Origin of the sequence: Luteimonas huabeiensis HB2, from assembly GCF_000559025.1 — a bacterium.
In the GTDB taxonomy this organism is placed as follows: Bacteria; Pseudomonadota; Gammaproteobacteria; order Xanthomonadales; family Xanthomonadaceae; genus Luteimonas; species Luteimonas huabeiensis.
Genome location: NZ_JAAN01000035.1, coordinates 58,022 through 77,456, shown reverse-complemented (window position 1 = coordinate 77,456; position 19,435 = coordinate 58,022). Strand labels below are relative to the sequence as shown.

At 74.7% G+C, this 19,435-nt stretch carries 15 protein-coding genes; 2 read left to right on the top strand and 13 right to left on the bottom strand.

Translation table 11 applies throughout. The annotated features are described in order from the left end of the window. Nucleotides 1-33: 33 nt before the first annotated feature. The 10 genes from leuB to ilvD all read right to left on the bottom strand — a co-directional run bounded on the left by leuB (nucleotide 34) and on the right by ilvD (nucleotide 11,940). The gene (gene leuB / locus Z164_RS0114670; RefSeq protein WP_024891435.1) at nucleotides 34-1,122 is read right to left on the bottom strand and encodes a 3-isopropylmalate dehydrogenase; all 1,089 of its coding nucleotides are present in this window, start codon (nucleotides 1,120-1,122) and stop codon (nucleotides 34-36) included. Next, nucleotides 1,112-1,735, bottom strand: a complete 624-nt coding sequence (gene leuD, locus Z164_RS0114665; protein WP_024891434.1) for a 3-isopropylmalate dehydratase small subunit — start codon at nucleotides 1,733-1,735, stop codon at nucleotides 1,112-1,114. The genes leuB and leuD overlap by 11 nt, the downstream gene beginning before the upstream one ends. Further along, entirely contained in the window at nucleotides 1,735-3,180 is a 1,446-nt protein-coding gene (gene leuC, locus Z164_RS0114660; RefSeq protein ID WP_024891433.1) for a 3-isopropylmalate dehydratase large subunit, read from the bottom strand. The genes leuD and leuC overlap by 1 nt, the downstream gene beginning before the upstream one ends. Nucleotides 3,181-3,259: 79 nt before the next feature. Continuing rightward, entirely contained in the window at nucleotides 3,260-4,834 is a 1,575-nt protein-coding gene (locus Z164_RS0114655; RefSeq protein ID WP_043690265.1) for a 2-isopropylmalate synthase, read from the bottom strand. Further along, nucleotides 4,831-5,979 carry a threonine dehydratase gene (locus Z164_RS20710; RefSeq protein WP_052338464.1) on the bottom strand — a complete coding sequence of 383 codons (1,149 nt, stop codon included), beginning with the start codon at nucleotides 5,977-5,979 and terminating at the stop codon, nucleotides 4,831-4,833. Before Z164_RS20710 ends, Z164_RS0114655 begins: the two co-directional genes overlap by 4 nt. Next, on the bottom strand, nucleotides 5,979-6,938 hold the full coding sequence (locus tag Z164_RS0114645) for an aminotransferase class IV (protein WP_024891431.1): 960 nt from the start codon (nucleotides 6,936-6,938) through the stop codon (nucleotides 5,979-5,981). Before Z164_RS0114645 ends, Z164_RS20710 begins: the two co-directional genes overlap by 1 nt. Beyond that, nucleotides 6,929-7,165 (bottom strand): ACT domain-containing protein, encoded by a 237-nt coding sequence (locus Z164_RS0114640; RefSeq protein ID WP_024891430.1) that lies wholly within the window; start codon nucleotides 7,163-7,165, stop codon nucleotides 6,929-6,931. Before Z164_RS0114640 ends, Z164_RS0114645 begins: the two co-directional genes overlap by 10 nt. Beyond that, nucleotides 7,149-8,966, bottom strand: a complete 1,818-nt coding sequence (gene ilvG / locus Z164_RS0114635) for an acetolactate synthase 2 catalytic subunit (protein WP_024891429.1) — start codon at nucleotides 8,964-8,966, stop codon at nucleotides 7,149-7,151. The genes Z164_RS0114640 and ilvG overlap by 17 nt, the downstream gene beginning before the upstream one ends. Then, a complete protein-coding gene (ilvC, locus tag Z164_RS0114630; RefSeq protein WP_024891428.1) occupies nucleotides 8,966-9,994 on the bottom strand; it encodes a ketol-acid reductoisomerase in 1,029 nt (342 codons plus the stop codon). The genes ilvG and ilvC overlap by 1 nt, the downstream gene beginning before the upstream one ends. Before the next feature lie 53 nt (nucleotides 9,995-10,047). Then, the gene (gene ilvD, locus Z164_RS0114625) at nucleotides 10,048-11,940 is read right to left on the bottom strand and encodes a dihydroxy-acid dehydratase (protein ID WP_024891427.1); all 1,893 of its coding nucleotides are present in this window, start codon (nucleotides 11,938-11,940) and stop codon (nucleotides 10,048-10,050) included. A 547-nt stretch (nucleotides 11,941-12,487) separates the two neighbouring features. On the opposite strand from ilvD, the gene Z164_RS0114615 reads away from it, so the two are divergent. Beyond that, nucleotides 12,488-13,567: a 3-deoxy-7-phosphoheptulonate synthase gene (locus Z164_RS0114615; protein WP_024891426.1), complete on the top strand. Its 1,080-nt coding sequence runs from the start codon at nucleotides 12,488-12,490 to the stop codon at nucleotides 13,565-13,567. An 84-nt stretch (nucleotides 13,568-13,651) separates the two neighbouring features. Here the strand turns inward: Z164_RS0114615 and thrC are convergent, their stop codons facing one another. The 3 genes from thrC to thrA all read right to left on the bottom strand — a co-directional run bounded on the left by thrC (nucleotide 13,652) and on the right by thrA (nucleotide 18,731). Beyond that, nucleotides 13,652-14,950, bottom strand: a complete 1,299-nt coding sequence (gene thrC, locus Z164_RS0114610) for a threonine synthase (protein ID WP_024891425.1) — start codon at nucleotides 14,948-14,950, stop codon at nucleotides 13,652-13,654. A gap of 179 nt (nucleotides 14,951-15,129) precedes the next feature. Beyond that, a complete protein-coding gene (locus Z164_RS0114605; RefSeq protein WP_236621805.1) occupies nucleotides 15,130-16,173 on the bottom strand; it encodes a homoserine kinase in 1,044 nt (347 codons plus the stop codon). Next, on the bottom strand, nucleotides 16,170-18,731 hold the full coding sequence (gene thrA / locus Z164_RS0114600) for a bifunctional aspartate kinase/homoserine dehydrogenase I (RefSeq protein ID WP_024891423.1): 2,562 nt from the start codon (nucleotides 18,729-18,731) through the stop codon (nucleotides 16,170-16,172). Before thrA ends, Z164_RS0114605 begins: the two co-directional genes overlap by 4 nt. 336 nt (nucleotides 18,732-19,067) lie before the next feature. Between thrA and Z164_RS0114590 the strand changes: the two genes are divergently transcribed. Next, nucleotides 19,068-19,421, top strand: a complete 354-nt coding sequence (locus tag Z164_RS0114590) for a winged helix-turn-helix domain-containing protein (protein WP_024891422.1) — start codon at nucleotides 19,068-19,070, stop codon at nucleotides 19,419-19,421. Nucleotides 19,422-19,435: the final 14 nt, after the last annotated feature.

The window sequence follows — 19,435 nt, the reverse complement described above, 5'->3', positions numbered from 1 at the left end:
CCCGGGGCCGCGGCGCGGCCCCGGGTCCGCCTTTCAGTCGCGCAGCTCGCTGACGTGGCAGGCGGTCGCCAGCGCGTCGATCACCGCCGCGGCGACGGCCTCGGTACCGAGCGCGCGGCCGTCGCCGGCCAGGTCGGCGGTGAACGCGCCGGCGTCCAGCGCGGCGCCGACCGCGCGCTCCACGCAGACCGCCTCCGCCTCCAGCCGCAGCGAGTGCCGCAGCAGCAGCGCGGCGCTGAGGATCGCGCCGACCGGGTTGGCGATGCCGCGCCCGGCGATGTCGGGCGCGGAACCGTGGATGGGTTCGTACAGTCCGCGGTCGCCGTCGCCGAGGGACGCCGAGGGCAGCAGGCCCATCGAGCCGGCGAGCATGGACGCCTCGTCGGTGAGGATGTCGCCGAACATGTTCTCGGTGACGATCACGTCGTAGGCGCGCGGCCGCGACAGCAGGTGCATGGCCATCGAGTCCACCAGCTGGTGTTCGAGGGTCACGTCGGGGAATTCCTCGCCCACCACGCGCTCGGCGGTCTCGCGCCAGAGCCGCGAGGTCTCCAGCACGTTGGCCTTGTCCACCGAGGTGACGTGGCGGCGGCGGCCGCGCGCCAGCGTGCAGGCGCGGCGCACCACCCGCTCGATCTCGGCCACGCTGTAGCGGCACAGGTCGCTGGCGCCCTCGGCATCGCGGGTCTTGTCGCCGAAGTAGATGCCGCCGGTCAGCTCGCGCACCACCAGCAGGTCCACCCCGGCCAGCAGGTGCGGCTTGATCGGCGACGCGCCCAGGGTGGCCGGGTGCGGCTGCACCGGGCGCAGGTTGGCGTACAGCCCGAGGCCGCGGCGCAGCGCGAGCAGGCCCTGCTCCGGGCGCACCGGCGCGTTCGGGGCGGACCACTTCGGGCCGCCCACCGCGCCCAGCAGCACCGCGTCGGCGTTGCGGCAGGCGTCGAGCGTGGCCGCCGGCAGCGGGTCGCCGTGGCGGTCGATGGCGATGCCGCCGATGTCGTGCTCGGCGAAGGCGAAGCGGTGTCCGTGGCGGTCGGCGACGGCCTGCAGGACCGCGACCGCGGCGGCGGTGACCTCGGGCCCGATGCCGTCGCCGGGCAGGACGACGATGTCAGCGTGCATGGAAGCGTTCCTCGTACAGTTGGATGCGGTCCTGCCGCGACAGCAGGTAGCCCAGTTCGTCGACGCCTTCGAGCAGGCAGGTGCGGGCGAAGGCGTCGAGCGGGAAACGGAACACGCCGTGGTCGGGCGTGCGCAGCTCGCGGGTGGCGATGTCGATCTCCAGTTCGTCGTCGGGCCGGGCCATCAGCGCCCGCACCGCCGATTCGGGCAGCACCACCGGCAGCAGGCCGTTCTTCAGCGCGTTGTTGCGGAAGATGTCGGCGATCTCGCTGCTGATCACCGCGCGCAGGCCGAGGTCGCGCAGCGCCCAGGGCGCGTGTTCGCGCGAGGAGCCGCAGCCGAAGTTGCGCCCGGCGATCAGGATCGTGCGGCCGGCGTTCTCCGGCCGGTTGAACGGGAAGTCCGGGTCCGGGCTGCCGTCGGCGCGCCGGCGCCAGTCGCTGAAGGCGTGCTGGCCGAGCCCGCTGCGCTCGGTGGTGGAGAGGAAGCGCGCCGGTATGATCTGGTCGGTGTCGATGTTGGGCTGGTCGAGCACCACGCTGCGCGAGCGGATGCGCACGCGCGCGGCGTCGGCGGCCGAGGCGACGGAATCGGGGGAGTGGAGCGCGCTCATCAGGCCACCTCGCGTTGCGGTTCGGGCGTGGGGGATGCGGGGCGCAGGGCCTCACGCGGATCGGCGACGACGCCGCGCACCGCCGCCCACGCCGCCGACAGCGGCGAGGCCAGCACGGTGCGCGCGCCCGGGCCCTGGCGGCCCTCGAAGTTGCGGTTGCTGGTGCTCACCGCGAGCTGGCCGGGCGCGACCAGGTCGCCGTTCATGGCGATGCACATCGAGCAGCCCGGCTCGCGCCATTCGGCGCCGGCCGCGCGCACGATGGCATCGATGCCCTCGGCCTCGGCCTCGCGCTTGACCTGGCCGGAGCCGGGCACGACCAGCATGCGCACGCCTTGGGCGACGCGGCGGCCGGCCAGCACCTGCGCCACCTCGCGCAGGTCGCGCAGGCGGCCGTTGGTGCAGGAGCCGACGAACACCACGTCCACCGGCATCCCGGCCAGCGGGCGGCCGGGCTCGACGCCCATGTAGCGCTGGCCCTTGCGGTCGGCCTCGTCGTGCGCGGCGGGCACTGCGCGGTCGACGGCGATCGCGGTGCCGGGATGGGTGCCCCAGGTGAGCGTCGGGCGGATGTCGCGCGCATCGATGGTCACCTCGGCGTCGAAGCGCGCGCCCGCGTCGCTGCGCAGCTCGCGCCAGCGCGCCTTGGCGGCCTCGAAGGCCTCGCCCTTCGGCGCGCGCGGGGCCTTTTCCAGCCAGGCGAAGGTGACCTCGTCGGGCGCCACCATGCCGGCGCGCGCGCCGGCCTCGATCGACATGTTGCACAGGGTCATGCGCTGCTCCATGTCCATCGCGCGGATGGTGGAGCCGCGGTACTCGATGACGTGGCCGGTGCCGCCGTTGACGCCGATCGCGCCGATCACGTGCAGGATCACGTCCTTGGCGCCGACGCCGGGCGCCAGCTCGCCCTCGACGGTGACCGCCATCGTCTTCGGCCGCCGCTGCAGCAGGCACTGGGTGGCCAGCACGTGGCCGACCTCGCTGGTGCCGATGCCGAAGGCCAGGGCGCCGAACGCGCCGTGGGTGGAGGTGTGGCTGTCGCCGCAGACGATGGTCATGCCGGGCTGGGTGAAGCCCATCTCCGGCGCGAACACGTGGACGATGCCGCGCTGCTCGGAATCGAAGCCGAACAGCTCGATGCCGGTGGCCCGGCAATTGTCGATCAGCCTCTGCACCTGGGCCTGCGCCGCCGGGGTGGAGTACGGCTGGCGGCCGTGGGCGTCGGCGGGCAGGGTGGGCGTGGAATGGTCGAGGGTGGCCTTGGTGCGCTCGGGCCGGCGCGGGGCGAGGCCGCGCGCGCGCAGCTCGGCGAAGGCCTGCGGGGAGGTGACCTCGTGGATCAGGTGCAGGTCGATGTAGAGCACCGCGGGCGCGGCTTCGCTCTCGGGGACGACGACGTGCGCGTCCCACAGCTTGTCGAACAGGGTCTTGGGCGTGGCGGTCATGCGAGTGGTTTCGATCCGGTGTGGGTGGGCGCGCGTTCGCGCGCTGCCTTGCGTTGGAGCAACGCGGTGCGCTCGCGCGTCAGGCGTGGGCGGTGTCGCGGCGCGCGGCGTCCGCGCGCGGGGCGCGCGCGCGCAGCAGGCGGTTGGCGACGTCGAGCCAGGCCAGCGCGCTGGCCTCGATGACGTCGCGGCTGGTGCCGCTGCCCTCGTGGACCGCGTCGCCGTCGCGCACGCTGAGGTTGGCCTCGCCGCGCGCGTCGGCGCCGAGACCGACGCTGTGCACCTGGTAGCTCTCCAGCGCCAGCGCGAGGCCGGTCGCGGCCGACAGCGCCGCGAACAGCGCGTCCACCGGGCCGTCGCCGAGCGCGCTTTCGGTGACCTTGCGGCCGTCGGGATCCGACAGTTCCACCTGCGCGCTGGCGCGCCCGCCGCGGTCGCTGACGGTCATCGCGGCCAGGCGGTAGCCGTCGCCGGCGACCTCGCCGTGCATCAGCGCCTCCAGGTCGCGATCCTCGACCACGCGCTGGCGCTCGCACAGCGCCTTGAACGCGGCGAACACCGTGTCCAGCTCGGCGTCGTCCAGGGCGTAGCCCAGCGCGCGCAGGCGGTGGGAGACCGCGGCGCGCCCGCTGTGGCGGCCGAGGACCATCTTCGAATCGCTCCAGCCCACGTCCTCCGGGCGCATGATCTCGTAGGTGCCGCGGTGGCGCAGCATGCCGTGCTGGTGAATGCCCGACTCGTGGGCGAAGGCGTTCGCGCCGACCACCGCCTTGTTGCGCTGGACCTGCATCCCGGTCAGCCGGGTCAGCAACTGCGAGGTGGCGACCAGGCGGCGGGTGTCGAGGGCGGTGTCGGCGCCGTACCAGGCGCCGCGCACCTTCAGCGCCATCGCCAGTTCCTCGACCGCGCAGTTGCCGGCGCGTTCGCCGATGCCGTTGACGGTGCACTCGACCTGGCGCGCGCCGCCCTCGATCGCGGCCAGCGAATTGGCCACCGCCAGGCCCAGGTCGTCGTGGCAGTGCGCGCTGAAGACCACGTCGCGCGCGCCCGGCACGGTCGCGATCAGGAACCGGAACAGGTCACGGATCTCGTCCGGGGTGGCGTAGCCCAGGGTGTCGGGGACGTTGATGGTGGTCGCGCCGGCGGCGATCGCCGCGCCGACCACCTCGGCCAGGAAGTCGCGTTCGGTGCGGGTGCCGTCCTCGGTGGAGAACTCCACGTCGTCCACGTGCCGCCGCGCCAGCGCCACCGAGGCGGCGGTGGCGTCGACGACCTGCTGCTTCGACATGCGCAGCTTGTGCTCGCGGTGCAGCGGGCTGGTCGACAGGAAGACGTGCAGGCGCGGCCGCGCGGCGCCCTCCAGCGCGCGCACGGAAGCTTCGATGTCGCCCGGCAGGCAGCGCGAGAGCACCGCCAGCGTAGGCCGCCGCACCTCGCGCGCGATCAGCCGCGCCGCCTCGCGGTCGGCCTCGGAACTGGCCGGGAAACCGGTCTCGATCGCGTCCACGCCGAGCGCGTCGAGCGCGCGCGCCATCACCGCCTTCTGTTGCGGGGTCATGCTGCAGCCGGGCGACTGCTCGCCGTCGCGCAGGGTGGTGTCGAAGATGCGGATCGGGGTCGCGACGGCGACGTCCGGGTCGGCGGGCTCGTTCATGCGGGGACTTCCTCGGCTTGGGCGCGGCGGGCTTCGCCGGCGCGTGCGGATGCGGGGGGCATGGGGGATGCGGTGGGTGTGGGGACGACGCGGTGCGGCGCGGCGGTGGAGAACGGGGCGGCCGGCGCCTCGTGCATGGCGGCAACGGTGCGGCGGCGCGGCTTGCGCGGCGGGCGCGGGCGCACGTCGGTGAGCAGCCGCGCCAGCACGCCGGCGTCGAGGTTGCCGCCGGAGACGACCGCGCACTTGCGGCGCGCGGCCACGCGCTTGCCGGCCGCCAGCGCCAGCGCGCCGGCGCCCTCGGCGATCACGTGCTCCTCCAGCGCCAGCCGCACCAGGGTCTCGCGCAGCTCGGCCTCGCGCACGACGACGATGTCGTCGAGCAGCTCGGCCAGCAGGCGCCGGGTCAGGTGGCCGGGATCGGCCACGCGCACGCCGTCGGCGAGGGTCTCGCGCGGCGCGACCGGCGCCTCGCCGCGCAGCACGCGCGCCATCGCGTCCACGCCCTCGACCTGCGCGCCGACCACGCGCACGCGGCGACCGCCGCGCGCGGCCGGCTGGCAGGCGGCGCGCAGCGCCAGCGCCACGCCGGCGGCCAGGCCGCCGCCGCCGATCGGCACCAGCACCACGTCGGGTTCCAGCGCGGCGGCGATCTCCAGGCCGACGGTGCCCTGGCCGGCGATCACGTCGGGATCGTCGAAGGCCGACAGCAGGCGGTAGCCGTTCTGCTCGGCCAGCGCCGCGGCGAAGGCCTTGGCGGCGTCGTAGTTGTCGCCATGCAGGCGTACCGTCGCGCCCCAGTGGGCGACGCCGGCCCTCTTGGTCTGCGGGGCGTTGTCCGGCATCACGGTGATCACCGGCACGCCCAGCCGCCATGCCGCCCAGGCCAGGCCCTGCGCATGGTTGCCGGCCGAGGCGGCGATGACCGGGCGCTCGTCGCCGCGCTCGCGCGCGGCCAGCAGCGCGTTGAGCGCGCCGCGCACCTTGTAGGAGCCGGTGCGCTGCAGGTTCTCCAGCTTCAGCCAGCAGCCGAAGCGCTCGGCGTGGTGCAGCGGCGTGGCCGCCAGGTACGGGCGCAGCCGCGCCTGCGCGGCGAACACCTCGGCCACGGGCACCGTCTGCGCGCGGGCGACATCGGGTTCCATCAGACGACGGTCAGCCAGTGCGAGTACGCCGGCTCGGCGCCGCGGATCACGCGCCCGTACAGCGCGGCCAGCTCCTGCGCCACCGGACCGTCGCCGTAGCGGCGGTCCTCCAGCTGCGCCATCGGCGCGACCTCGGCGGCGGTGCCGCAGGCGAACACCTCGTCGGCATCGAGCAGCTCGTCCAGGGTCACCGCGCGCGAGCGCGCCCCGGTCAGCGCGATCAGGGTCTGGCGGGTGATGCCGGGCAGGGCGTCGCGATGCTCGACGGCGGTCACCTCGCCGTGCTTGACCAGGAACACGTTGGCGCCGGTGCACTCGACCACGAAGCCGTCGCGATCGACGAACAGCGCCTCGTCGAAGCCGCGCGCCTTGGCCTCGCGCTTGGCCAGGATCGAGTTGACGTAGCCGCCGCACAGCTTCAGCGGCGGCAGCGAATCGGCCGGGTTTCGGCGCCAGCGCGAGACCGCCACGCGCGCGCGCTGGCCGTTGAGGTGCACGCGGGTGGCGGTGGTGGAGACCATCAGGTGCTGCGGGTGGCCGTCCACGTCCAGGCCGAAGCCGCCGGCGCCGAACCAGGCCAGCGGGCGCACGTAGGCGTTGCGGTGGCCGTTGGCGCGCAGGGTGGCCAGCACCGCCTCGGTCGCCAGGCCGACGTCGAAGTCCATGCCCAGCAGCTCGGCGCCCTGGCGCATGCGCTCCAGGTGCTCGGGCAGGCGGAACACGGCCGCGCCGCCGTCGGCGGTGGCGTAGGCGCGGATGCCCTCGAACACGCCGCTGCCGTAGTGCATGGCGTGGGTGGTCAGGTCGGCCTGCAGCGATTCGACGTCGGCCAGCGCGCCGTCGAACCACAGCTGCGTGCGCGCGGCCGGCGCCGGCTGCGCGAACGCGGCCGCGTTGGCCGCCGCGGTGGCCGCGGGCGGCACGGCCTCGGTCCCCTCGGATTGCGGGTTCAGTTGCATGGCGACACCTCCACGGCGAGACAGTCGTACAGCTTGTCGAGCTGCTGGCGCAGCGACTCGCCGGGGCGGTCGCCCTCCACGGTCATGCGCAGGTGCCAGCGATCGCCGTCGGGCTGGGCTTCGCCGTCCACCGCCAGCGGGCGGAAACCGCGGCGCTCGGCCGCGCCGACCACGCGGGTCAGCGCGCCCTCGGCGCGGCGCAGGGTCAGGTCAAGCCGGTATCGCATGGGTCGGTTCCTCGGGCGTGGGGGTGGGGGGCGCGGCGGCCGCGTCGGCGTCGGCGTCGTGCCCGCCGTGGAGCATCTGCGCGTTGTTGTGGTTGGGCGGCACCAGCGGCCACACGTTGGCGGCCGGATCGATCGCCACGTGCAGCAGCGCCGGGCCGTCCGCGGCCAGCAGCGCGGCCAGCGCGTCCTCGACGCCGTCGGCGCGGTCCACCGACAGCGCCTGCACGCCGAACGCGCGCGCGACCTCGGCGAAGTCCGGGTTGTCGGACAGGTCGATCTCCGAATAGCGCTTCTCGAAGAACAGCTCCTGCCACTGCCGCACCATGCCCAGCGCCTGGTTGTCCAGCAGCACGATCTTCACCGGCAGCCGGTAGCGGCGCAGGGTGGCCAGCTCCTGCACGTTCATCAGGAACGAGCCGTCGCCGCTCACGCACACCACCTGCGCCGCCGGGTCCTGCAACTGCGCGCCGATCGCCGCGGGCAGGCCGAAGCCCATCGCCCCCAGCGCGCCGCTGGTCAGGTGCCGGCGCGGGTCGCCGAAGCGGCAGTGCTGGGCCACCCACATCTGGTGCTGGCCGACGTCGCAGCTGATCACCGCATCCGGCGCGATCTCCGACAGCCGCTTCAGCAGCGCGGGCGCGTACACGCCGTCGCCCGGCGCGTCGTAGCGGGCGGCGAAGCGCGCCCGCCGCGCCTGGCATTGCTGCAGCCAGTCGCGCCGGGCCGCGGCGTGGCGGCCCTGCCGGGCCTGCATCGCGCAGGGGCCGGTCAGCCGCCGCAGCGCCTGGGCGACGTCGCCCTGCACGCCGACGTCGGCCGCGCGCAGCTTGCCGATCTCGCAGGCGTCGGCGTCCAGGTGCACCACCCGCGCCTCGGGCGCGAACTCGGCCAGCTTGCCGGTGGCGCGGTCGTCGAAGCGCGCGCCGACCACGATCAGCAGGTCGCAGGCCTGCACCGCGTGGTTGGCCGCGCGGCTGCCGTGCATGCCCAGCATGCCCAGGTTGCAGGCGTGGCCGGCGGGCAGCGCACCCAGCCCCTTCAGCGTCAGCACGGTGGGGATGCGGGTCTGCTCGACGAACTCGCCGAAGGCTTCCACCGCGCCGGCCAGCGCGATGCCGCCGCCGCCGTAGACCACCGGCCGTTGCGCCTGCGCGATCAGCGCGGCCGCGGCGTGCAGCGCGGCGTCGCTCGGCGCCGGCACCGGCTCGGCCGGCCGCGGCGCGTGCGGCGGCAGGTGCGAGGCGTCGCCGATCTGCACGTCCTTGGGCAGGTCGATCAGCACCGGTCCGGGCCGGCCGCTGCGCGCGATGCGAAACGCCTCGGCCACCACCTCGGGCAGTTCGTCGACGCTGCGCGGCAGGAAGCTGTGCTTGACGATCGGCAGGGTCATGCCGAACACGTCCAGCTCCTGGAAGGCGTCGGTGCCCAGCAGCGGCGTGGCCACCTGGCCGGTGACGACGACCATCGGCACCGAGTCCAGCATCGCGTCGGCGATGCCGGTCACCAGGTTGGAGGCGCCGGGGCCGGAGGTCGCCACGCACACGCCGACGCGGCCGCTGGCGCGCGCGTAACCGTTGGCGGCGAAGGCCGCGCCCTGCTCGTGGCGCACCAGCACGTGGCGCAGGCCGGCGCCGTGCAGGGCATCGTAGAAGGGCATGATCGCGCCGCCCGGGTAGCCGAACAGCGTGTCCACGCCTTCGGCCTGCAGGGCGCGCACCAGCCAGCGCGCGCCGTTGCAGGGCGCGGCCGCGCCGGCCGCCGCCGTCGTGGGCGCGTCGTCGTCGTCGGCTGGCGCGTGCATCACGCGGCCTCGGTTTGCGCTGTGGCCGGGCTCGCCGCCGGCTTCGCGGCGACGGGGCGCGCGTCCTGCAGCCACTGCATGGCCGCGCGCAGCTTGCGGCCGGTCTCCTCGATCGGGTGGTCCAGGTCGGCCTGGCGGTGGCGCTTGTAGTTCGGCAGCCCGGCTTCGTACTCGGCGATCCAGTTGCGGGCGAAGGTGCCGTCCTGGATGTCGGCCAGGACTTCCTTCATGCGCGCCTTGGTGCCCGCGTCGATGATCCGCGGGCCGCTGACGAAGTCGCCGTACTGCGCGGTCTCGGAGATGAACTCCAGCATGCGGCCGATGCCGCCCTCGTAGAACAGGTCGACGATCAGCTTCAGCTCGTGCAGCACCTCGTAGTAGGCGATCTCGGGCTGGTAGCCGGCTTCCACCAGGGTCTCGTAGCCGGCCTGCACCAGCGCGCTGGCGCCGCCGCACAGCACCGCCTGCTCGCCGAACAGGTCGGTCTCGGTCTCCTCCTTGAAGGTGGTGCGGATGACGTTGGCGCGCGCGCCGCCGATGCCCGCGGCATAGGTGCGGGCCAGCGCCTCGGCGCGGCCGCTGCGGTCCTGCTCGACGGCGAAGATGCAGGGCACGCCGCGGCCGATCTCGTACTCGCGGCGCACCAGCGCGCCCGGGCCCTTCGGCGCGACCAGGATCACGTCCAGGTCTTCGCGCGGGGCGATGCGGCCGTAGTGGACGTTGAAGCCGTGCGCGAACAGCAGGCAGGCGCCTTCGCGCATGTTCGGCGCCAGCACCTCCTCGTACAGCTTCGCCTGCACCATGTCCGGGGTCAGCACCGCGACGATGTCGGCCTTGGCCGCGGCCTCGGCGGGGGTGACGACGGTGAAGCCGTCGGCGGTCGCGCGCTGCTCGGTGGGGCCGCCCGGGCGCAGGCCGACGGTGACGTCGAAGCCGGAGTCGCGCAGGTTGAGGGCGTGGGCGCGGCCCTGGCTGCCGTAGCCGATCACGGCGATGGTGGGCTGGCGGTCGGTGTGCTGCTGGGTCATGGCGGTTTCCGTTGGACGAGGTGCGTGGGAAGGAAGGAAAGGGAGCGCGGTGGTCAGTCGTCGACGAGCGCGGTGTCGATGGGGCGGCGGGGGAGCGGTGGGGCTTCGCTGTTCGCCCCCTCCCCGCTTGCGGGGGAGCGGGCGGGGGGCGTTGGGGTGTCGATGGGGCTGCGGGTCTGGGTCTGGCCCTCACCCCATCCCTCTCCCGCGTTGCGGGAGAGGGGGCGTCGGTTGTCGGCGGGAGCGGCGCCCGGGGCGTGCGGGGCGGTGGAGCGGTCGCGGATTTCGGGGCCGACTGATGTCACGGCGCCCTTCGAGGCGGAGCCGACCAGGCGCGCGAACTTGGCCAGCGCGCCGGTGGTCGCCCGCGGCGCGATGCGCACCGGCTCGCGCGCGTCCAGCGCGGCGTCGGTGGCCAGGGTGCGGGTGGCGGTGTCGATGGTGACGATGTCGCCCTCGCGCAGCCGCGCCAGCGGCCCGCCCGCGGCGGCTTCCGGCGCGATGTGGCCGACCATGAAGCCGCGGGTGGCGCCGGAGAAGCGGCCGTCGGTGATCAGCGCCACGTCGTCGCCCAGGCCCTGGCCGACCAGCGCGGCGGTGACCGCCAGCATCTCGCGCATGCCCGGTCCGCCGGCGGGGCCCTCGAAGCGGATCACCACCACGTCGCCGGGGCGGATCGCGCGCGCCTGCACGGCGGCGAAGCAGGCTTCCTCGGAGTCGAACACGCGCGCCGGCCCGCTGTGGCGGCTGCGGCCGTGCCCGGCCAGCTTCAGGATGCAGCCCTCGGGGGCTAGGTTGCCGTACAGGATCGCGTAGCCGCCCTGCGGCTTGATCGGGTCGGCCACCGGGCGCACCACGTCCTGCGGCACCGCGGCGCGTTCCAGCGATGCGCAGGCGTCGTCCAGTTCCGCGAACAGCGAACGCCCGGCGACGGTGGGGATGTCCTCGATCAGGCCGGCGGCGCGCAGCTCGCGCGCGACCAGCGCGGTGCCGCCCTGCTCGTACATCTCGGCGGCGCTGTAGCGCCCGCCGGGCTTGAGGTCGGCGATGACCGGCGTGGCCGCGGCGGCGTGGAAGTCCTCCAGGTCGAAGGGCAGGCCGGCCTCGTGCGCGATCGCCAGCAGGTGCAGCGCGGCGTTGGTGGAGCCGGCGGTGGCCGACACCGCGCGTGCTGCATTGCGCAGCGCGATCGGAGAGAGGATCTCGCGCGGTGTCGGGCCGCCGGAAAGCAAGGCCCGCATCACCAGCTCGCCGCAGCGGCGCGCGGCGGCCGCCTTGTCGGGATCGGTGGCGGGGATGTCGTTGAGCCCCAGCGGCGACAGCCCCAGGAAGGTGAGCACCATCGCCATGGTGTTGGCGGTGAACTGGCCGCCGCAGGCGCCGGCGCCGGGACAGGCCGCGGCCTCCACTTCGCGCAGGCCGGCCTCGTCGAGGGTGCCGGCGGCATGCTGGCCGACCGCCTCGAACACGTCCTGGATGGTGACCGGGCGGCCCTGACAGCGGCCGTGGCGGATGGTGCCGCCGTAGAGGATCACGGTGGGGATGTCCAGGCGCGCGGCCGCCATCGCCGCGGCGGGGATGGTCTTGTCGCAGCCGCACAGCAGCACCATCGCGTCCAGGCAATGGCCGTCGACCGCCAGCTCGATGGAGTCGGCGATCAGCTCGCGCGAGGCCAGCGAGGCGCGCATGCCGGAGGAGCCCATCGCGATGCCGTCGGTGACGGCGATGGTGTTGAACTCGATCGGGGTGCCGCCGGCGTCGCGGATGCCGGTGGCGGCGTGCTCGGCCAGGTCGCGCAGGCCCAGGTTGCAGGGCGAGACGTTCGACCAGGTGTGCACCACCGCCACCAGCGGCCGCGCGATGGCGTCGTCGTCGAGGCCTGTGGCGCGCAGCATCGCGCGCGCGGGGGCGTGGTCGGGGCCTTGCTTGATGGCATCGCTGCGCACTTGCGGTTCCTTCGGTTGGGAACCCGGGTCCGGAAACGAAAAACCCCGCGCCTTTCGGGCGCGGGGTCTTGGTTCTTTCGACCTGGGTTTGTTTTCTACCTACGCAAACCCGATTCCCGCGCTTGTCGAGCAGGTAATAAGGAGGACGACGACGAGGACGAGGACCGCCGGGACGCGCGGACCCGCCGCGCCCGGGAGGGCGGCGTTGCGGGGCTGCGGCTGGCTGTTGCGCTGCGTCATGGGGTCGAGATAAACACGCCGTGGAGGCCGTGTCAACAGTTTCGTCGACAACTTCATCCATCCCGGGATGCGGCAGGGCGAACCACGCTTGCTTCCGGCGCGCGCGCCGTGTTACCAAGACCGCCATGCAGCGCTCCGCCCTCCGCCTCGATGCGTGCCTCCGCTCCTATGGGTGGTACTTCGGCTTTCCGATGCCGGCGGCGGACGGGGTGCGCACGATCTGACGGATCGCACGATTTCCCGAAAAGCCGCCAGCGACCCTGGCGGCTTTTTTCATGCCGCCGGCCGCCCCCACCGGAGCATGAGCTTGAACACCCGTACCGACGACCTGCGCATCCGCGACATCCAGCCCCTGGCCACGCCCGGGCAGGTGATCCACGGCTGCCCGCTGCCCGAGTCCGTGGCCCGCCACGTCGCCCGCGCCCGCCGCGCCGCGCAGGACATCCTGCACGGGCGCGACGACCGCCTGCTGGTGGTGATCGGCCCGTGCTCGATCCACGACCCCGAGGCCGCGCGCGAGTACGCGCAGCGCCTGGCCGGCGAGCGCGCGCGGCTGGGCGGCGCGCTGGAGATCGTGATGCGCGTGTACTTCGAGAAGCCGCGCACCACCGTGGGCTGGAAGGGCCTGATCAACGATCCGCGCCTGGACGGCAGCTACCGCATCGACGAGGGCCTGCGCCTGGCGCGGCAGCTGTTGCTCGACGTCAACGCCGCGGGCGTGCCGGCCGGCTGCGAGTTCCTGGACATGATCACCCCGCAGTACCTCGCCGACCTGGTGAGCTGGGGCGCGATCGGCGCGCGCACCACCGAGAGCCAGGTGCATCGCGAGCTGGCCTCCGGCCTGTCGTGCCCGGTCGGCTTCAAGAACGGCACCGACGGCAACGTGCGCATCGCCGCCGACGCGGTGCAGGCCGCCTCGCACCCGCACCGCTTCCTCTCGGTGACCAAGCAGGGCGTCAGCGCGATCGTCACCACCGCCGGCAACGAGGACGGCCACGTGATCCTGCGCGGCGGGCGCGCGCCCAACTACGACGCCGCCAGCGTGGACGAGGCCGCGCGGGTGCTGCAGGCCGCCGGCCTGCCGCCGCGGCTGATGATCGACGCCAGCCACGCCAACAGCGGCAAGCGGCCGGAGCGCCAGCCGCAGGTCGTCGAGGACATCGCCGCGCAACTGGAGGCCGGCGAGCGGCGGATCGTCGGCGCCATGATCGAGAGCCATCTGGTCGGCGGCCGCCAGGATCTCGTCGACGGCCGCGCCCTGGTCTACGGCCAGAGCATCACCGACGGCTGCCTGGGCTGGGAGGATTCGGTGCGCGTGCTGGAGCGCCTGGCGCGCGCGGTGGAAGCGCGTCGCGCGAGCGCGCCGGCGGAAAGCGCCGCGGCCTGAGGAACGCCGGCGCGGAGCCGCCGCGCGCGGGGCGGACGGCGAGCGCGGCAGGTTCTCGGCGCGACCGATGCCGGCGCGCTTCGATCAACCCGGCGCGTCCGCGAGCAGGCGGCGCAAGGCGTCGTCGTCGGCCGGCAGGTCGTCGCCTCTGGCCGGGCGCGCCAGGCACTCGGCCAGCGCCGGCGGCGGTGGGACCGCATGGCCGACCAGCGGTTCGACGATGGTCTCGAACTTGGCCGGGTGCGCGGTGGCCACGACCGCCCAGGGGCGCGCGTCGCCGCGGGCGCGCAGGGCCTCCAGCGCGTGCAGCGCGGTGGCGGTGTGCGGACAGGGCACGATGCCGTGCCGCGCCGGCGCGCTGCGGATCGTCTCGCGGATGGTGGCGTCGTCCACCGACACCGCGCCGATCGCCGCGCGCAGCGCCGCGTCGTTGCCGCCGAACAGGTGGCGCAGGCGCTCGAAGTTGCTCGGCGCGCCGACGTCCATCGCGTTGGCCAGCGTCGCGCGGGTGGGTTGCGCGGCGTAGTCCTCGCCGCCGAAGTAGCGCGGCAGCGCGTCGTTGGCGTTGCAGGCCAGCAGGATCGGACCGATCGGCGCGCCCATGCGCTGCGCGAGCGCCGCCGCGCAGGCGTTGCCGAGGTTGCCGGTGGGCACGATGAAGCCGAGCCGCGCGCCGGTCTCGGCGTGGAAGCGGGCGCTGGCGTGGGCGTAGTAGGCCATCTGCGGCAGCAGCCGGCCCAGGCTGATGCTGTTGGCCGAGGTCAGCCGGCGCCGCGCGCGCAGGCCGGCATCGGCCAGCACCGCCTTCGCCATGCGCTGGCAATCGTCGAAGCTGCCGGCCACCCGGAACGCGCGCACGTTGTCGCCCCAGCACTCCAGCCCGTGCGCCTGGCGCGGCGAGACCCGGCCCTCGGGGTAGAGGATCGTGACCCGGAAGCCCGGCCGGCCGTGGAACGCGGCCGCCACCGCGGCGCCGGTGTCGCCGGAGGTGGCGACGACGATTTCCGTGTCCTCGTCGTCGCCGTCGTGCAGCCGGGCGAGCGCGGTTGCGAGGAAGCGCGCCGCGTAGTCTTTGAACGCCGCGGTCGGGCCGTGGAACAGCTCCAGCGCGTGGTCGCCGTCGCCGGCCAGCGGCCGCAGCGGGGCATCGAAGGCGTAGGCCTCGGCGCACATCGCGGCGAGCGCGTCGCGCAGGCGCGAGCCTGCGAAGTATGGCGCGAGCAGGCGCTGCGCGGTGGCGGCGAGCGTGGGCAGCGGCGCGACGTCTTCCAGCGTCGGGATCGCTGCCGGCACGTACAGGCCGCCGTCCGGCGCGAGGCCGGCGGCCAGCGCGTCGTCGAGGGAGGAGGCGGGGGCGTGGCCGCGGGTGCTGACGAAGTTCATGGGGGGCTGTCCCTTCTCCCGCGGGCGGGAGGTGTGCTTGTTCCTTCTCCCGCAAGCGGGAGGCGTGATTGTTCCTTCTCCCGCAAGCGGGAGCATGATTGTTCCTTCTCCCGCAAGCGGGAGAAGGTGCCCCGAAGGGGCGGATGAGGGGCTCTTGGAAGAACGCCGCGCGTCGGCCCTCACCCCATCCCCTCTCCCGTGGACGGGAGAGGGGCGTGGGTGCCATGCGGGAGCCGCTCCGATCGGCCGTGCGGAGGGTGTCCGAGCGTGGGCGCCGGGGAGGATGGGATCAGGGTCGCGGCCTGGGCCGCGACGGGGCTCACGTAGGCGCGGGCATCGAAGCCTGCGTCGCGAAAGCCTTGCCGCATCGCCGGCGCGGCGGCCTGCGCCCTGGCGCGCGATTCGAACCAGGCGAACGCGCTGGGGCCGCCGCCGGAGATGCTGGCGCCCAGCGCGCCGTGGTCGAGCGCGGCCTGCTTCACCTGGGCGAAGCCGGGGATCAGCCCGGCCCGCCGCGGCTCCACCAGGATGTCGCGCAGGCCGGCGCGCAGCAGCTCCGGATTGCCGCGCTCCAGGCCGAGCACGAACTGGGCGAGGTGCGCGCCGTGCGCGACGATGTCGTGCAGCGGGTAGGGCTCGGCCAGCACCGCGCGCGAGCGCCGCGTCTCCAGGACCTGATCCGGGTGGACGACGACGGCGTGCAGCCAGTCGGGCACGCGCAGCGGCAGCAGCCGGGACGGCGTCGCCAGCACCGCGCCGCCCAGCAGCATCGGCGCGACGTTGTCGCCGTGCCGGCTGCCGCTGGAGACCGATTCGCCGTCGAGCGCGTACGGGTACAGCGCCTCGCGCGGCAGCGGCGCGTCGAGCAGCGCGTTCGCCGCCACCAGCGCCGCCACGCAGGAGGCGGCCGAGCCGCCGAGGCCGGAACCCAGCGGGATGCCCTTGTCGATGCGCAGCGCGAAGCCGAAGGGAAGCCGCAGCGCCTCGCGCAGCGCCAGCAGCGCTGCGCCGGCGGTATTGCGCGCGGCCTCCAGCGGGATCGCACGGGCGCCGGCGACCTCGCCGCCGATGGCCTCGATCCGCACCTCGCGCGCCTCGATGCGGCGCACGTGGGCGACGTCGCGCGGACCCTCGATGGCGTGGCCGAGCAGGTCGAAGCCGACGCCGATGTTGCCCACGCTGGCCGGCGCGAACGCGCTCGCTTCCATCGCCGGCGCGCTCATGCCGCGGCCTCGCCGTGGCGCAGGAACGGCAGCCCGGCCTGCCGGCCCAGCGCGTTGGCGATGGCCAGCACGTCGCCGAACACGCCGGCGGCGGTGACCTCCGGGCCCGCGCCGGGCCCCTGCACGACCAGCGGATTCTCGGCGTAGCGCGCGCTGCGGAACTGCACCAGGTTGTCGGTGAGCCGGGTGTGGCAGCAGGCGTGGTCGGCCGGCAGCGCGACCACGCCCACGCTGGCGCGGCCGTCGGCGTGCAGCCGCGCCAGATGCCGCAGCGCGTGGCCCTGCGCGCGCGCGGCGTCCAGGCGCGCGCGCATCGGCGCGTCCAGTTCGGGCAGGCGCTCGAGGAAGGTCTCCAGCGGCACGTCGCGCAGGGATTCGGGCACCAGGCTCTCCACGTCCACGTCGTCGATCGACAGCTCGCGTCCGGCCTCGCGGGCCAGGATCACCAGCTTGCGGGCCACGTCCAGCCCGGACAGATCATCGCGCGGATCGGGCTCGGTGTAACCCAGCGCGCGCGCCTCGCGCACCAGCGCGGAGAACGGGCGCGCGCCGTCGTAGGCGTTGAATAGCCAGGCCAGGGTGCCGGACAGCATGCCGTCGATGCCGTGCAGCGCGTCGCCGGTGTCGAGCAGGCTGCGCAGAGTCTGGATCACCGGCAGGCCCGCGCCCACCGTGGCCTCGTAGAGGAAGCGGCCGCCGCCCTCGCGCTGCGCGGCGCGGATGGCCGCGTAGCGCGCCCAGTCGCCGCTGCCGGCGTGCTTGTTCGGGGTCACCACGTGGATGCCGGCGGCGAGCCACGCGGGGTACTTCGCCGCCACCGCATCGCTGGCGCTGCAGTCCACGATCAGCGCGTGCGGCAGGTGGGCGGCGCGCACGTGGGCGGCGAACGCGTCCAGGTCGGCCGCGGGGGCGGAGTCGGCGAGCAGACGTTCCTGCGCCTCGGCCGGCGTCATCGACGCCGCGTCCAGCACCATGCGCCGGCTGTCGGCCAGCGCGCGCAGGCGCAGGTCCACGCCGGAGCGCGCGCGCAGCGCCGGCGCCACCTCCGCCAGCTGCGCCAGCAGCGCGCGGCCGACGTGGCCCGGGCCGATGACGCCGACCGACAGCGTCTGCGGCGAGAGCCAGAACGCCGAGTGCGCCGCGCGCAGTCCGCGCGCGGCCTCGGCCTGGGCGACGACCACCGACAGGTTGCGTTCGCTGGCGCCCTGCGCGATCGCGCGCACGTTGACCCGCGCCTGCGCCAGCCCGCCGAGCAGCCGCGCGGCGACGCCCGGGGTGCCGACCATCCCGTCGCCGACCGCAGCGAGCACGCACAGACCGTCCTCCACGCGCACGCCCTCGACCTGGCCGGCGGCGACCGCGTCCGCGAACGCCGCTTCGATCGCCGCGCGGCCCAGCGCGGCCTGCGCCTGCTGCACCACGCAGCAGATCGAGTGTTCGGACGAGCCCTGCGAGATCATCGTCACCGACACCCCGGCGCCGTGCAGTGCGGCGAACAGCTTCTCCGCCACCCCGGGCACGCCGGTCATGCCGCTGCCGGCGAGCTCCAGCACCGCCATGCCGTCGACCAGGCTCAGGCCCTTGACCGGCGAGCGCGCCGGTTCGCCGCGCGCGGCGATCAGGGTGCCGGGCGCGGACGGGTCCAGGGTGTTGCGGATCGACAGCGGGATGCCGCGCGCCTGCAGCGGGGCGAGGGTGCGCGGGTGCAGCACCTTGGCGCCGAAGTAGGCCAGCTCGCAGGCCTCGGCGTAGGACATCGAGGCCAGGCGCACGGCATCGGGCACCAGCCGCGGGTCGGCCGAGAGCACGCCGTCGACGTCGGTCCAGATGGTCACCGCCGCCGCATCGAACAGGTCGGCGAGCAGGGCGGCGGAATGGTCGCTGCCGTTGCGGCCGAGGGTGGTGGCGTGGCCGTCGGGCGTGCGGGCGACGAAGCCGGTGGCGACCACGTGCGGCTGCGGGTGGCGCGCGCGCCAGGCGCGCAGCCGCGCCAGGCTGGCGTCGCGATCCAGGGCGATGCCGATCTCGCCCGCGCGCACCACCAGCGCCTCGCGCGCGTCCAGCCGCGCCCAGCCCGCCGCGTGGCCGCCGAGCGCGGCGTGCATCAGCCAGGCGCTGCACAGTTCGCCGTGCCCCCAGGCGCGCTCGCTCAGGCGATCGGCGTCGCCGGCGCCGGCAGCGAGCGCGTCGAGGTCGGCCCGCAGCGCGTCGCTCTCGGCGTCGAGCGCGGCCAGCAGCGGCTCGGGCTCGGCCGGTGCCAGCGCCAGTGCGGTGTCGCGATGGCGCTGGCGCAGCGCCTGCCAGCCTTCGCGCCAGTCCTCGCCGTTGCGGGCGCGTGCGGTCAGCGCCACCAGGGCGTCGGTAACGCCGCGCATCGCCGAGACCACCACCACGCGCGGGCCCGCGTCCGCAGCGACCAGGCCGGCGGCGGCGCGGATGCGCTGGGCATCGGCGAGGCTGCTGCCGCCGAACTTGTGCAGCCGGCACCCGGCGGAAGCGGGGGACGGCGGGGCGGCGGGCGCGTGGGGCGGATCGGAGAGGGCGGCGGACGACGACATCGGGAAGCTCCGGTAGGGGCGTCCGCGTTCTCGTTCGGGCGTGGACCTCGTGCGTCCGCGTTCCCGGGTTCGGGAAGCGGAGCGGCAGGGGTCAGATCAATTGCGTGCGCGCGTCCGCATCCCGGGGCCGGTGGTACCGGTGCCGGTGGTGGTGGTAATCGCGATCGACGCGGCCGTCGCCCGGCCCGCGGCGTGCGGGATGCGGGGGGCGGTGACGGCAGCGGCGTGCGGATGCGGCATGGGCGACAGCAATACCCGACCTTGCTGCGCCGCGTCAAGCGCCGCGCGCGGGGCGCCACGGCTATCATCGCCGGGAGGCGGGACGAGGAAAGCGGCATGGCGGGACCGGACAGGGCGGGACGATTGCGGCTGCGGGTGCTGTTCGCCCCCGACATCGTGCTCGGCCCCGGCAAGGCCGACCTGCTGGAAGGCATCCGCGAGACCGGCTCGATCTCCGCGGCCGGGCGCCGCATGGCGATGAGCTACAAGCGCGCCTGGGACCTGATCGATGCGATGAACCGCTACTTCAGCGAGCCGGTCGTGCAGACCAGCAAGGGCGGCAGCGGCGGCGGCGGCGCCAGCCTGACGCCGATGGGCGAGGAGGTGCTGGCGCTGTACCGCAGGATCGAAGCGCGCAGCGCCGAGGCCGTGGCCGCCGAGCTCGCGCAGTTGCGGCAGAGACTGAAGTAGCGCCGTCGCCGGGG

Bases quoted from the DNA above. Each gene is read 5' to 3' on its own strand.
- leuB (WP_024891435.1), bottom strand. From the start codon at position 1,122: ATGCACGCTGACATCGTCGTCCTGCCCGGCGACGGCATCGGGCCCGAG.
- leuD (WP_024891434.1), bottom strand. From the start codon at position 1,735: ATGAGCGCGCTCCACTCCCCCGATTCCGTCGCCTCGGCCGCCGACGCC.
- leuC (WP_024891433.1), bottom strand. From the start codon at position 3,180: ATGACCGCCACGCCCAAGACCCTGTTCGACAAGCTGTGGGACGCGCAC.
- Z164_RS0114655 (WP_043690265.1), bottom strand. From the start codon at position 4,834: ATGAACGAGCCCGCCGACCCGGACGTCGCCGTCGCGACCCCGATCCGC.
- Z164_RS20710 (WP_052338464.1), bottom strand. From the start codon at position 5,979: ATGGAACCCGATGTCGCCCGCGCGCAGACGGTGCCCGTGGCCGAGGTG.
- Z164_RS0114645 (WP_024891431.1), bottom strand. From the start codon at position 6,938: ATGCAACTGAACCCGCAATCCGAGGGGACCGAGGCCGTGCCGCCCGCG.
- Z164_RS0114640 (WP_024891430.1), bottom strand. From the start codon at position 7,165: ATGCGATACCGGCTTGACCTGACCCTGCGCCGCGCCGAGGGCGCGCTG.
- ilvG (WP_024891429.1), bottom strand. From the start codon at position 8,966: ATGCACGCGCCAGCCGACGACGACGACGCGCCCACGACGGCGGCGGCC.
- ilvC (WP_024891428.1), bottom strand. From the start codon at position 9,994: ATGACCCAGCAGCACACCGACCGCCAGCCCACCATCGCCGTGATCGGC.
- thrC (WP_024891425.1), bottom strand. From the start codon at position 14,950: ATGAACTTCGTCAGCACCCGCGGCCACGCCCCCGCCTCCTCCCTCGAC.
- Z164_RS0114605 (WP_236621805.1), bottom strand. From the start codon at position 16,173: ATGAGCGCGCCGGCGATGGAAGCGAGCGCGTTCGCGCCGGCCAGCGTG.
- thrA (WP_024891423.1), bottom strand. From the start codon at position 18,731: ATGTCGTCGTCCGCCGCCCTCTCCGATCCGCCCCACGCGCCCGCCGCC.
- Z164_RS0114590 (WP_024891422.1), top strand. From the start codon at position 19,068: ATGGCGGGACCGGACAGGGCGGGACGATTGCGGCTGCGGGTGCTGTTC.